Source organism: Luteimicrobium subarcticum (genome assembly GCF_002798015.1).
Taxonomy (GTDB): domain Bacteria; phylum Actinomycetota; class Actinomycetes; order Actinomycetales; family Cellulomonadaceae; genus Luteimicrobium; species Luteimicrobium subarcticum.
Genome location: NZ_PGTZ01000006.1, coordinates 166142 through 178663, shown reverse-complemented (window position 1 = coordinate 178663; position 12522 = coordinate 166142). Strand labels below are relative to the sequence as shown.

Here is a 12522-nt window from a genome sequence, read left to right as displayed (position 1 = left end):
TGCACGCGCCGTGCGCAGACCTGCGTCTCGGTGTTTCATGAGACGCACGGGGGGTCGGCCAACGGAGGAGCGAGCACCGTGAAGAAGCTGCTGAACGACCCGGCCAACGCCGTCGTCGAGTCCGTCGAGGGCTTCGTCGCGGCCCATGCCGACATCGTCGAGGCGCACGACGACCCGATCTTCGGCACCCGCGTGGGCGGCGCCGTCCAGGGCAAGGTCGGGCTGGTCTCCGGCGGCGGATCGGGCCACGAGCCGCTGCACGCCGGGTTCGTCGGCGTCGGGATGCTCAGCGCCGCCGTCCCCGGTGCGGTCTTCACCTCGCCGACGCCCGACCAGATCACCCCCGCGCTCCTCGCCGCGGACGGCGGCGCCGGCGTCCTCGCGATCGTCAAGAACTACACGGGCGACGTGCTGAACTTCGAGACGGCGGTCGAGCTCGCCGAGGCCGAGGGCGTCGAGGTCGCCACGGTCGTCACCGACGACGACGTCGCCGTCCAGGACTCTCTGTACACCGCCGGGCGTCGCGGCGTCGCAGGCACCGTGTGCGTCGAGAAGATCGCCGGCGCAGCCGCGGAGCGCGGCGACGACCTCGCCGCCGTCGCCGCCGTCGCGAGCAAGGTCAACGCCAACGTCCGCACGATGGGCGTGGCGCTCACGGCGTGCACGGTCCCGCACGTCGGCAAGCCGTCGTTCGACCTGCCCGACGACGAGATCGAGATCGGGATCGGCATCCACGGCGAGCCCGGCCGGCGCCGCATCCCGCTCGCGCCCGCCGACGAGATCACGCAGATGCTCCTCGACCCCGTCGCCGACGACCTGGGCCTCACGAGCGGCGAGGAGGTGCTCCTGCTGGTCAACGGCATGGGCGGCACCCCGCTGTCCGAGCTGTACGTCGTCTATCGTCAGGCGAGGAAGCTGCTCGAGGGACGCGGCGCGGTGGTCGTCCGCTCGCTGGTCGGGAACTACGTGACGTCCCTCGAGATGCAAGGGGCGTCCGTCACGGTGCTCCGGCTGGACGCGGAGCTCACCGAGCTGTGGGACGCGCCCGTGCACACCGCGGCGCTGCGCTGGTGACCCGGCAGGCGACGGGGTCCGGTCAGGACGGAGAAGAGGGCGGAGCATGACGGCGGACGTGGCGTGGGCGAGCCGGTGGGTGCACGAGACGGCCCAGAGCATCGCGGACCACCGGGACGAGCTCACCGAGCTCGACCGGCAGATCGGCGACGGCGACCACGGCGAGAACATGGTCCGGGGGTTCCGGGCGGTCGTCGCGAAGCTCGACGCGCTCGAGGAGCCGCCGGCGACGGTCGGCGAGGTCCTCAAGCTCGTCGCGACGACCCTGATGTCGACCGTCGGGGGTGCCGCCGGACCGCTCTACGGGACGGCGTACCTGCGCGCGTCGAAGGTCGCGGACGTGACGGAGCTCGACGGTAAGGGCGTCGTCGCCGTGCTGGAAGCGGCCCTCGAGGGCGTGCAGGCGCGGGGCAAGGCCACCGCCGGCGAGAAGACGATGGTGGACGCGCTCGTCCCGGCGGTCGAGGCAGCGGTCGCGGCGGCAGACTCCGGCGGTGACGCCGCGCAGGTCTTCGCCGCCGCGGCGCAGGCCGCGCAGCAGGGTGCGGAGGCGACCGTCCCGCTCGTCGCGACGAAGGGTCGCGCCAGCTACCTGGGCGAGCGCAGCGCCGGCCACGAGGACCCTGGGGCGGCGTCGACCGCGCTCGTGCTCGCGGCGGGCGTGGCGGCGTCCGAGGCCGGCTGATCGGGACGGAAGGAGCCGCTGTGCCGTCCGAACCGTCGGGACGCGACGACGACCGTGACGACCGTCGGGTCGGCCTGGTCCTCGTGTCGCACTCCGCGCCGTTGGCTGCCGGGGCGCGGGACCTCGCCGCCCAGATGGCGCCCGACGTCCGGGTCGAGGTCGCGGGCGGCCGGCCCGACGGGGGGATCGGCACGGACTTCGACCGCGTGCAGGCCGCCGTCGAAGGAGTGCTCGCGGCGTGCCGCGGCGCGGTCCTGCTGGCCGACCTGGGCTCCGCGGTGCTCACCGTCGACTCGGTGCTCGAGCTCCTCGACGACGACCACCGGGCCCGTGCTCGTCTGGCCGACGCACCGTTCGTCGAGGGTGCGGTCGCGGCCGCGGTCGCGGCTCAGGGCGGAGGCGACGTGGACGCGGTGCTGGCGGCCGCGCAGGGCGCCGGGGCGTCGTTCGCGGGAGGTGCCGCGTCGGCCGCCGAGCAGGGGCCGGTCTCCGGCACGACCGACGCCGACGCGGTGGTCCTGCGTCGCACCGTCACGCTGCGCAACCCGTTGGGCCTGCACGCCCGGCCGGCGGCGACGCTCGCGCGGCTCGCCGCGGGCTTCGACGCGGCCGTCACGGTGGCCGGGGTCGACGCCGCGAGCGTCCTCGAGCTCATGGGCCTCGGTGCCACAGGCGGGCAGGAGCTCGAGGTGACGGCGTCGGGCCCGGACGCGACCGCCGCGCTCGCGGCGGTCGCGGACGAGATCGCCTCGGGCTTCGGCGAGGCGTGACCTCCGTGGTGCGGACGGACCGAGTGCCCTGCGGGCCGGCGCGTCCCCGTACCCTGGTGGGGTGAGCACCCTGCCTGCCGACGCCACCCCCGACCGCCCTGCCGGGCGCCCCGACGCCGCGGCGTCCGACGCGCCCGCCCGCATCGTCGCGAAGCGGTCCGCGAAGCTGCAGTTCACCCAGGCGATGCTCCTGCTCGAGGCGTTCGTGGTGCTGTTCGCGTCGCTCGTGATGTACGGGCTGCGTGACGTGCCGGGCGCGTGGCCGCTGCTCGCGCCCCCGTCGGGCACGGCGATCTGGGTGCTGGGCGGCACGCTCGCGCTCGTCCTCGCGATCCTGTCCCGGTCGGTGGGGTCGCCCGCCGGGTACGTGGCGGGGTCGGTCGTCCAGGTGCCGGTGCTCGCGCTCGCGCTGTGGGTGCCGATGATGCTGCTCGCGGGGGGCATCTTCGTGGCGCTGTGGATCGCGTCCCTGCGGGTCGGCGGCCGCATCGACCGGGAGCGCGCGGCGTACGACGCCGAGCACCCCGAGACCGCTCCGACCGCCGACTGACCCCGCCGGTAGGGTGGCGCCATGACCACCGAACGCACCCTCGTCCTCGTCAAGCCCGACGGTGTCCGCCGCGGCCTGTCCGGGGAGATCCTGCGTCGCATCGAGGCGAAGGGCTACGTCCTGGCCGCCGTCGAGCTGCGCACCGCCACCCCCGAGCTGCTCGCCCAGCACTACGCGGAGCACCAGGGCAAGCCGTTCTACGAGCCGCTCGTCGAGTTCATGCTGTCGGGCCCGATCCTGGCGGTCGTCGCCGAGGGTCAGGGCGCCGTGGCGGGCTTCCGTTCGCTCGCGGGCGCCACCGACCCGACGGCCGCGGCGCCGGGCACGATCCGCGGCGACCTGGGCCGCGACTGGGGCCTCAAGGTCCAGCAGAACCTCGTCCACGGCTCCGACTCGCAGGAGTCCGCCGCGCGCGAGATCGGGCTCTGGTTCCCCGGTGTCTGACGGTCGGTGACGCACCCGCGGGCGCCCGCCTCCCCGGAGGCGGGCGCCCGCGCGTCTAGGCTCGGCCTGTGCACCTCAAGACGCTGACGCTGCGGGGCTTCAAGTCGTTCGCCTCGGCGACGACGCTGAGCTTCGAGCCGGGCGTGACCTGCGTGGTCGGCCCGAACGGCTCGGGCAAGTCGAACGTCGTGGACGCCCTCGCCTGGGTCATGGGCGAGCAGGGCGCGAAGTCGTTGCGCGGCGGCAAGATGGAGGACGTCATCTTCGCCGGCACGTCCGGGCGGCCGCCGCTGGGCCGCGCCGAGGTGTCGCTCACGATCGACAACACGGACGGCGCCCTCCCGATCGACTACACCGAGGTGACGATCACCCGGACGCTGTTCCGGTCCGGCGGGTCGGAGTACGCGATCAACGGGTCGTCGTGCCGGTTGCTCGACATCCAGGAGCTGCTGTCCGACTCGGGCATCGGGCGCGAGATGCACGTCATCGTGGGGCAGGGCCAGCTCGACGCGGTGCTGCGCGCGACCCCGGAGGACCGTCGCGGCTTCATCGAGGAGGCCGCGGGCGTCCTCAAGCATCGCAAGCGCAAGGAGAAGGCGGTCCGCAAGCTCGACGCGGTCCAGGGCAACCTGACGCGGCTCGCCGACCTGGCGGGCGAGGTGCGCCGTCAGCTCGGGCCGCTCGGGCGGCAGGCCGAGGTGGCACGCAAGGCGCAGGTCGTGCAGACCGACCTGCGCGACGCCAGGTCCCGCCTGCTCGCGGACGACCTCGCCCAGCTCACCGCGACGCTCGAGCAGGAGCTCGCGGACGAGTCGGCCCTGCGGGCGCGGCAGGAGGAGGTCGAGGCGGCCCTCGGTGCCGCGCGCGCGGCGCTCGCACGGCTCGAGGCGGAGGCAGCCGCGGACTCGCCGCGCCTCGCGGCGGCGCACGACACCTGGTACCAGCTCTCCGCGGTGCGGGAGCGGCTGCGCGGCACGTTGACGCTCGCGCAGGAGCGGCAGCGGCTCCTCGGCACCGCCGCGCCGGCCGCCACGGGCCAGGACCCCGACGACCTCGCGGCGCAGGCCGAGAGGGTGCGGCGCTCCGAGCACGAGCTGGCGCAGGAGGTCGACGCCGCCCGCGCGTCGCTCGAGACGCTCGTCGCGGAGCGCTCGGCCGCCGAGGACGCGGTCGCGACCGCGGAGCGAGCCCACGCGGCGGCACTGCGCGCGGTCGCGGACCAGCGCGAGGGCCTCGCGCGCCTCGCCGGGCAGGTCGCCGCGCAGCGCAGCCGGTTCGAGGCGACCACCGCCGAGATCGGGCGCCTGCACGAGGTGGTCGCCGAGGCCGAGGCGCGTGACCAGGACGCGTCGGGCCGGTTCGCGGAGCTCGAGGCGGGCGTCGTGGGCGCGGAGGCGGGCGAGGAGGGGCTCGACGCCGCGCACGAGCAGGCCACCGAGCGGCTCGACGCCGCCACCTCGCGCGTCGACGCCCTGCGCGGCGACGAGCAGCGCGCGGACCGGGACCGTGCGAGCTGGTCCGCACGCGTCGACGCCCTCGAGCTCAGCCTCGAGCGCAAGGACGGTGCGGGCGCCCTGCTGGCCGCGGACGGACCCGGCGCGCCCGACGGCCTGCACGGCTCGGTCGCCGCGGCGCTCGCGGTGGAGCCCGGGTTCGAGGGAGCCGTCGCGGCGGCGCTCGGGCCGCTCGCCGACGGCGTCGTCGTCGGCTCTGTCGACGCCGCGGTGGACGCCCTGCGCTGGCTCCGCACCGAGGACGCCGGACGCGCGACCGTCGTCGTCGGCGGCCAGGACGGGCGCCCGGCGGAGGCGGGCTCCCTCCCGGACGGCGCGCGCCGGCTCGTGGACGTCGTGACGGCCGACCCCCGTGCGCACGGGCTGCTCGCGGAGCTCTGCGACGTGGTCGTCGTGGACGACCTCGCCCAGGCCCGCGCGGTCCTCGCCGCGCACCCCGACCTGCGGGCCGTCACGCGCGACGGCGACCTGCTGGGGGCCCGGCACGCGTCCGGCGGGTCGGCGTCGGCGCCCGGTGCGCTGCACCTCCAGGCCGCGCTCGACGAGGCCCGCGGGTCGCTCGCCGAGGCCGTGGCCGCGGGGGAGCGGGCGCGCTTCGCGCTGGCGTCCGCGCTCGCGGAGCAGGCCGAGGCGCAGACGTTCCACGACGAGACGCTGGGTCGCCTGCACGAGTCGGACGCGGCGCTCGCTGCCGTCGCGGAGCAGCTCGGCCACCTGGGCGCGACGGCACGCGCGGCCCGGTCGGAGGCCGAGCGCTCCCGCGCGCGCCTGGCAGAGGCGGGCACCACGCTGGCGCAGCAGGAGGCGGACCTCGCGGCGCTCGCTGCGCGGCTCGAGGCCGCGCAGGACGCCCCCGACGACACCGCGGCGGGGTCGGAGGCCGCCGGCTCCGACGACGAGCGCGTCCGGCTGTCGGCGGACGCGTCGGCCGCGCGCACCCGCGAGACCGAGGCGCGGCTCGTGCTGCGCACCGCGGAAGAGCGGGCGCGGGCGCTCGCGGGCCGGGCGCAGTCGCTCGAGCGTGCGGCGGCGAACGAGCGGGAGGCCCGGGCGCGGGCCGAGGTGCGCGAGCGGCAGCGCGCCGCGGAGGCCGCGCGGGCGCGCGCGGTCGCCACGGGCACCGAGGTCACGCTCGACGCGCTCGCCGTGGCGCTCGTCCGGGCAGGTGACGCCCGGGAGACGGCGGAGGCCCAGCGGGCCGAGCGCGAGCAGGGGCTCGTCACGGCGCGCGCGGACGTCGCCCGCCACGACCAGGAGCTGCGCGAGCTCACCGACGTGGCCCACCGCGACGAGGTGGCCCGCACCCAGCAGCGGCTGCGCATCGAGCAGCTCGAGCAGCGCGCCGTGGAGGAGCTCGGGCTGGACCCGGGCGTCCTCGTGGACGAGTTCGGGCCGGACCGGCCCGTCCCGGTCGTCGTGGCGCCCGGGGTCGAGGTCGACGCGGACGCCCCGAGGCACCGGCCGTACGTCCGCGACGAGCAGGTCAAGCGGCTGCGGTCCGCGGAGCGCACGCTCGCCCAGCTCGGCACGGTGAACCCGCTGGCGCTCGAGGAGTTCGCGGCGCTCGAGGAGCGGCACAAGTTCCTCACCGACCAGCTCGCCGACCTCAAGAAGTCGCGCGCGGACCTGCTCCAGATCGTCCAGGAGATCGACGACCGCGTCGAGCAGGTCTTCGCCGAGGCGTTCCGCGACACGGCCGCGCAGTTCGAGCGGGTCTTCCCGCGCATGTTCCCGGGCGGCGAGGGGCGGCTCGTCCTGACGGACCCGTCGGACATGCTGACGACCGGCATCGAGGTCGAGGCGCGCCCCGCCGGCAAGAAGGTCAAGCGGCTGTCGCTGCTGTCGGGCGGCGAGCGCTCGCTCACGGCCGTCGCGCTGCTCGTCTCGATCTTCAAGGCGCGGCCCAGCCCGTTCTACGTCATGGACGAGGTGGAGGCCGCGCTCGACGACGTGAACCTCGGGCGCCTGCTCGACATCTTCACCGAGCTCCAGCAGGACTCCCAGCTCATCGTTATCACGCACCAGAAGCGCACGATGGAGATCGCGGACGCCCTCTACGGCGTCACGATGCGGGGCGACGGGGTGACCACCGTGATCAGCCAGCGCCTTCGCGAGGACGCGCCGGTCTGAGACGCGCCGGCGCGGCCCCGCCCGTTTGTGCACATCGCGTGAACGTCGATGTCGATTCGGCAACGACGGGCCTGTCCGGCTGCACGACGGCGCGCGTCCCCGATACTTGAACGCGTGGTGCAAGTCCTGGTGTGGATGCTTCTGGCCCTGATCGCTGCGGCGGCAGTGCTCGTTCTCGTGCTGCGCGTCGAACGGCGCGCCAACCCGGAGGTCTCCAGCGGCGACCTGCGCGGCTTCGTCGCCGACTTCCGCGCCGGCTGGGGCGAGATCCGCGCCGAGCGCGTGGCCCGCAAGAACCCCGAGATGGCGTCCGAGATCGCGCTGCGACACCAGGCTCTGCAGCCTGTCGACAGCCCGCTCGGCGACGTCTTCGACTGGTCCGAGCCCGACGACGCGCCCGGACCGCGCTGGTCCTGACGGCCGCAGGGCCCGCCCGCGTCGCACCGGGACGCGTCGGGCTGGGAGACTGTGCGGGTGAACGACCTCACCTGGCTCTGGATCGTCCTCGGCGTCGTCCTGCTCGTCGTCGTCGGGCTCGTCGGCTTCCGTGCACGCGGCTCGCGCCGCCCCACCCCGCCCGCGCCGTCGGGCCCGTCCGCACCCGCACCCGCTGAGGCACCGCCGGACGCGTCCGCGCCTGGCGCGGAGCCCGCTGCGCATGGCGCCCCGTCCGACGCGCCCGTCGAGGAGGCCGTCGCGGAGCCCGCTCCCGGCGGTGCGCCGGCGCTCGAGGCCCCCGAGCCCGTCGCCGGACGCATGTCGCGCCTGCGCGGGCGGCTGGCTCGGTCGGGCTCGCCGTTCGGCGCCCGGCTCCTGTCCGTCCTGTCGCGCGACCACCTCACCGAGGACGACTGGGACGAGCTCGAGGAGACCCTCCTGGTGTCCGACCTCGGCGCCGGTCCCACCGAGGAGCTCCTCGAGGCGCTGCGCACGCAGGTGCGGGTCGAGGGCGTCAAGGACCCGGCCCGTGCCCGCGAGCTGCTGCGTGCGCAGCTCCTCGCGCTCGTCGAGCCCGGCCTCGACCGGTCGCTGTCGACGGCACCCGCGACCGCGCCCGACGGGTCGCACCTGCCCGCCGTCGTCCTGGTGGTCGGCGTGAACGGCACGGGCAAGACCACCACGGTGGGCAAGCTCGCGCGCGTCCTCGTCGCCGAGGACCGCACGGTCGTGCTCGGCGCCGCGGACACGTTCCGTGCCGCCGCCGCGGACCAGCTCGAGACGTGGGGCGCTCGTGTCGGCGTCCAGACCGTCCGGTCCGACCGGGACGGCGCCGACCCGGCCGCCGTCGCCTTCGACGCCGTGCGCACGGGCCGCACGCAGCGCACCGACGTCGTGCTCGTCGACACCGCCGGCCGCCTGCAGAACAAGGCCGGCCTCATGGACGAGCTCGGCAAGATCAGCCGCGTCATCACCAAGGAGGCCCCCCTGTCGGAGGTGCTCCTCGTGCTCGACGCCACGACCGGTCAGAACGGTCTCACGCAGGCGCGCGTGTTCGGCGAGGTGGCCGGCGTGACCGGCATCGTCCTCACCAAGCTCGACGGCACCGCCCGCGGCGGCATCGTCGTCGCCGTGCAGCGCGAGCTCGGCGTGCCCGTCAAGCTCGTGGGCCTCGGCGAGGGCCCCGACGACCTCGCGCCGTTCGACCCGGAGCAGTTCGTCGACGCGCTCCTGGGTGACTGAGGGCCGGCGCCCGGCGCACGCGCGCCGGGCGCCGAAACGAGGTGTTTACACGGCGCGCCCACTCGTCACGCGTGCGTAACGCCGGCACCGTCGGCGCGAAACGCCCGCCCGCGACGGTTGTCCCGACCGACCGACAGGTGGTCGGCGGAGGGAGAGTCGGGCAATGGCAGCAGATGCCTTCACCTTGGATTCGGGCAACACCGCCTGGATGATGACGTCGGCCGTCATCGTCCTGATGATGACGGTCCCGGGCCTCGCGTTCTTCTACGGCGGCATGGTCCGCACCAAGTCGGTCCTCAACATGATGGTGATGAACTTCGTCGCCGTCGGTGTGGTCGGCCTGATCTGGATCCTCTACGGGTACTCGATGGCCTTCGGCACGAGCACCACGGGCTTCGGCCAGTTCGTGAGCAGCCCGTTCACGTACTTCGGCCTCGTCGGGCTCACCGACGACAAGGGTCTGTACCCGAGCGCCGGCGTCCCCGCGCTCGTGTACGTCGCGTTCCAGGCGACGTTCGCGGTGATCACGGTCGCCCTCATCACGGGAGCGATCGCCGACCGCATGAAGTTCGGCAGCTGGATCGCGTTCTCCGCGGTGTGGGTCACCGCCGTGTACTTCCCGCTCGCGCACATGGTGTGGGGCGGCGGCTTTCTCAGCCCCGTGGGCAAGGTCTCGGAGTGGCTCTCCACGCCGATCGACTTCGCGGGTGGCACGGTCGTGCACATCGACGCCGGTGCGGCGGGCTTCGCTCTCTGCCTCCTGCTCGGTCGTCGCAAGGGCTGGATGAAGGAGCCCATGCGGCCCCACAACCTGCCGTTCGTCATGCTGGGCGCCGCGCTCCTGTGGATCGGCTGGTTCGGGTTCAACGCGGGCTCCGAGCTCGCCGCGGACGGCGTCGCCGGTCGCGCCTGGATCAACACCTTCGTCGCCACCTGCGTCGCCATGCTGGCCTGGATGGCCACCGAGAAGGTCCGTGACGGCAAGGCCACGTCGCTCGGTGCCGCGTCCGGTGTCGTCGCGGGCCTCGTCGCGATCACCCCGGCCGCCGCGGCCGTCGACTCGTACGGCGCCATCGCCATCGGCCTCGTCGCCGGCATCCTGTGCGCGCTGGCCGTCGGGCTCAAGTTCCGGTTCGGGTTCGACGACGCGCTCGACGTCGTGGGCGTCCACCTGGTCGGCGGCATCGTCGGCTGCGTGATGCTCGGCCTGGTCGCCACGCACCACCAGGGCGCCTGGTACCCGGACGGCGCGCAGGACGGCCTGCTCTACGGTGGCGGTGCCACACAGCTCCTCACGCAGATCCTGACCGCCGCGATCGCGGTCGTGTTCTCCTTCGTGCTGACGTACGTCATCGGCCTCGTCATCAAGGCGATCACGGGTCTGCGGGTCGACGAGGCCGACGAGGTCGGCGGGGTCGACCTGGCGCTGCACGGCGAGACCGCATACGAGTCCGTGCCCGGCACCGGTCGGGTCATCAAGGAGGTCAACGCATGAAGCTCGTCACCGCCATCATCCAGCCGCACCGTCTGGACGACGTGAAGTCGGCCCTCGAGGCCGCCGGCGTCAAGGGCATGACGGTCAGCGAGGCCAGCGGCTACGGCCGGCAGAAGGGCCACACCGAGGTCTACCGCGGCGCCGAGTACACGGTCGACCTGGTCCCGAAGGTCCGCGTCGAGGTGCTCGTCGACGACCTGGACGCGTCGGCGGTCACCGAGGCCATCGTCGGTGCCTCGCAGACCGGAAAGATCGGTGACGGCAAGGTCTGGACCGTCCCGGTGGACGCGGTGACCCGCGTCCGCACGGGTGAGACGGGCGCGGAGGCCCTCTAACCCATGCCGGACGAACCGCTTTCCGACATCAGGGGAGCCGGAGCGGAGAACAGCGAGACGGAGGTCCCGCGCCCCCTGGGGGTGCGGGACCTCCCGTCTCGGATGCTCGCGACGGCCCGCGACCTCGTCGGTCCGGGCCGCAGCGGGGTCGCCCGCCGCGCCGCTCTCGTCGACCTCGTCGCGTCGGCGCTCGACGACCTCTGGGCGCAGGCCACCGCCGACACCGAGCGGACCGGGATCGCGCTGGCCGCCGTCGGCAGCCTGGGCCGCGGCGACCTCGGCCCGGTGAGCGACCTCGACCTCGTGCTCGTGCACGACGGCCGCACGCACACCCCGCAGGAGCTCACGACCGTCGCCGAACGGCTGTGGTACCCGCTCTGGGACGCCAAGGTGGACCTCGACCACTCCGTCCGGTCGCTGTCGCAGTGTCGGCAGGTCGCGTCCAAGGACCTGCCGGCCGCGGTCGGCTGGCTCGACGTCCGGCCGGTGGCCGGTGACGCGGTCGTGGTGCACCGGGCCGCCTCCGCGATCCTCACGGACTGGCGCGCCGCGTCGCGCCGCCGCCTGCCCGAGCTGCTCGCCTCGACCAAGGAGCGGGCCGACCGGTTCGGCGAGCTCGCCTACCTCATCGAGCCCGACCTCAAGGAGGCGCGCGGCGGCATCCGCGACGCCGTGGTCCTCTCGGCGCTCGCGGCCACCTGGCTCACCGACCGGCCGCACGGCGACGTGGACCGCGCCTCGACGCACCTGCTCGACGTGCGCGACGCGATCCAGGTCGTGACGCGGCGGCACTCGAGCAGGCTCGTCCTGCAGGACCTCGACGAGGTCGCCGCGCTGACCGGCGCGACGGACGGCGACGAGCTCCTCGCGGGGCTCGCCGAGGCGGGCCGCGAGGTGTCGTACGCGCTCGACACGACGGTGCGGCGCGCCCGGCAGGCGCTCCAGCGCCCGCGCATCTCGCGGCCCGTGCTGGTGCGCGGACGGCGGTCCGCGCCGCGGCTGCGCTCGGTCGGCGACGGGCTCGTCGAGCACGACGGCGAGCTCGTGCTCGCGGTCGACGCCCACCCCGAGGCCGACCCGCTGCTGCCGCTGCGCGCGGCGGCGACCGCGGCGCGCACGGGGCTCGTGCTCTCCCCGGTGTCGGTGCGCTCGCTCGCGCAGTGCCCGCCGCTGCCCGAACCGTGGCCGCGGGCCGCGCGCCAGTCGTTCCTGGCGCTGCTCGGCTCGGGCCAGGCGCAGGTCGCCGTGTGGGAGGCGCTCGACCTCGCGGGCATCGTCACGTCGTGGATCCCGGAGTGGGCCGGCGTGCGCAACCGTCCGCAGCGGGCGGCGGTGCACCGGCACACGGTGGACCGCCACCTCGTCGAGGTCGTGGCGCGGGCGTCGCGGGACCGGCGCCAGGTAGCGAACCCCGAGGTGCTGCTCCTGTCGGCGGTCCTGCACGACATCGGCAAGCGCGCGGGCGCGGCGGACCACTCGGTCGAGGGCGCGCGGCTCGTGCCCGCGATCGTCGACCGCATGGGGTTCGACGCGACGGTCCGCGACGACGTGCAGCGCATCGTGCGGGAGCACCTGACCCTCTCGCGGCTCGCGATCGGCTCGGACCCGGACGACCCCGCGACGGTCGACGAGCTGGTCGCCGCCGTCGACGGCCGGGTCGACCTGCTCGAGGTGCTGCGGGCGGTCACCGAGGCGGACTCGGCGTCGCTGCGCCCCGGCGCGTGGACGGCGTGGCGCCAGCGACTCGTGGACGACCTGACCGGGCTGGCGCGGGCGGCGATCGAGGCGCGGACGGCCGGGTAGGCTGGAGGCCGACTTTCCCCACCCCCGACCGTGAGGTTCACC

The 12522-nt window shown here is 74.9% G+C and carries 11 protein-coding genes; all 11 read left to right on the top strand.

Features of this window, described 5'->3' with window-relative positions; translation table 11 throughout:
* Positions 1 to 78: 78 nt before the first annotated feature.
* Positions 79 to 1074, top strand: a complete 996-nt coding sequence (dhaK, locus tag CLV34_RS01405) for a dihydroxyacetone kinase subunit DhaK (protein ID WP_100348488.1) — start codon at positions 79 to 81, stop codon at positions 1072 to 1074.
* 46 nt (positions 1075 to 1120) lie between these two features.
* Entirely contained in the window at positions 1121 to 1759 is a 639-nt protein-coding gene (gene dhaL, locus CLV34_RS01400; RefSeq protein ID WP_100348487.1) for a dihydroxyacetone kinase subunit DhaL, read from the top strand.
* Positions 1760 to 1779: 20 nt separating this feature from the next.
* Positions 1780 to 2529, top strand: coding sequence for a dihydroxyacetone kinase phosphoryl donor subunit DhaM (gene dhaM, locus CLV34_RS01395; RefSeq protein WP_245858878.1), 750 nt, complete (start codon positions 1780 to 1782; stop codon positions 2527 to 2529).
* A gap of 61 nt (positions 2530 to 2590) precedes the next feature.
* Positions 2591 to 3079 carry a DUF4233 domain-containing protein gene (locus tag CLV34_RS01390; RefSeq protein WP_342747189.1) on the top strand — a complete coding sequence of 163 codons (489 nt, stop codon included), beginning with the start codon at positions 2591 to 2593 and terminating at the stop codon, positions 3077 to 3079.
* 21 nt (positions 3080 to 3100) lie between these two features.
* Positions 3101 to 3523 (top strand): nucleoside-diphosphate kinase, encoded by a 423-nt coding sequence (gene ndk, locus CLV34_RS01385; protein ID WP_100348486.1) that lies wholly within the window; start codon positions 3101 to 3103, stop codon positions 3521 to 3523.
* Between the two features lie 68 nt (positions 3524 to 3591).
* Positions 3592 to 7167, top strand: coding sequence for a chromosome segregation protein SMC (gene smc, locus CLV34_RS01380; RefSeq protein ID WP_211289317.1), 3576 nt, complete (start codon positions 3592 to 3594; stop codon positions 7165 to 7167).
* Between the two features lie 114 nt (positions 7168 to 7281).
* The gene (locus tag CLV34_RS01375; RefSeq protein ID WP_100348485.1) at positions 7282 to 7584 is read left to right on the top strand and encodes a hypothetical protein; all 303 of its coding nucleotides are present in this window, start codon (positions 7282 to 7284) and stop codon (positions 7582 to 7584) included.
* Between the two features lie 57 nt (positions 7585 to 7641).
* Positions 7642 to 8847 (top strand): signal recognition particle-docking protein FtsY, encoded by a 1206-nt coding sequence (gene ftsY / locus CLV34_RS01370; RefSeq protein ID WP_100348484.1) that lies wholly within the window; start codon positions 7642 to 7644, stop codon positions 8845 to 8847.
* Between the two features lie 163 nt (positions 8848 to 9010).
* Positions 9011 to 10342 (top strand): ammonium transporter, encoded by a 1332-nt coding sequence (locus CLV34_RS01365; protein WP_100348483.1) that lies wholly within the window; start codon positions 9011 to 9013, stop codon positions 10340 to 10342.
* The gene (locus CLV34_RS01360; protein WP_100348482.1) at positions 10339 to 10677 is read left to right on the top strand and encodes a P-II family nitrogen regulator; all 339 of its coding nucleotides are present in this window, start codon (positions 10339 to 10341) and stop codon (positions 10675 to 10677) included. Before CLV34_RS01365 ends, CLV34_RS01360 begins: the two co-directional genes overlap by 4 nt.
* Before the next feature lie 102 nt (positions 10678 to 10779).
* Positions 10780 to 12480, top strand: a complete 1701-nt coding sequence (locus CLV34_RS01355) for a [protein-PII] uridylyltransferase (RefSeq protein WP_425436159.1) — start codon at positions 10780 to 10782, stop codon at positions 12478 to 12480.
* Positions 12481 to 12522: the final 42 nt, after the last annotated feature.

Excerpts from the sequence above, each read along its gene's own strand:
- CLV34_RS01360 (WP_100348482.1), top strand. The coding sequence starts at position 10,339 with ATGAAGCTCGTCACCGCCATCATCCAGCCGCACCGTCTGGACGACGTG.
- dhaL (WP_100348487.1), top strand. The coding sequence starts at position 1,121 with ATGACGGCGGACGTGGCGTGGGCGAGCCGGTGGGTGCACGAGACGGCC.
- ndk (WP_100348486.1), top strand. The coding sequence starts at position 3,101 with ATGACCACCGAACGCACCCTCGTCCTCGTCAAGCCCGACGGTGTCCGC.
- CLV34_RS01355 (WP_425436159.1), top strand. The coding sequence starts at position 10,780 with ATGCTCGCGACGGCCCGCGACCTCGTCGGTCCGGGCCGCAGCGGGGTC.
- CLV34_RS01365 (WP_100348483.1), top strand. The coding sequence starts at position 9,011 with ATGGCAGCAGATGCCTTCACCTTGGATTCGGGCAACACCGCCTGGATG.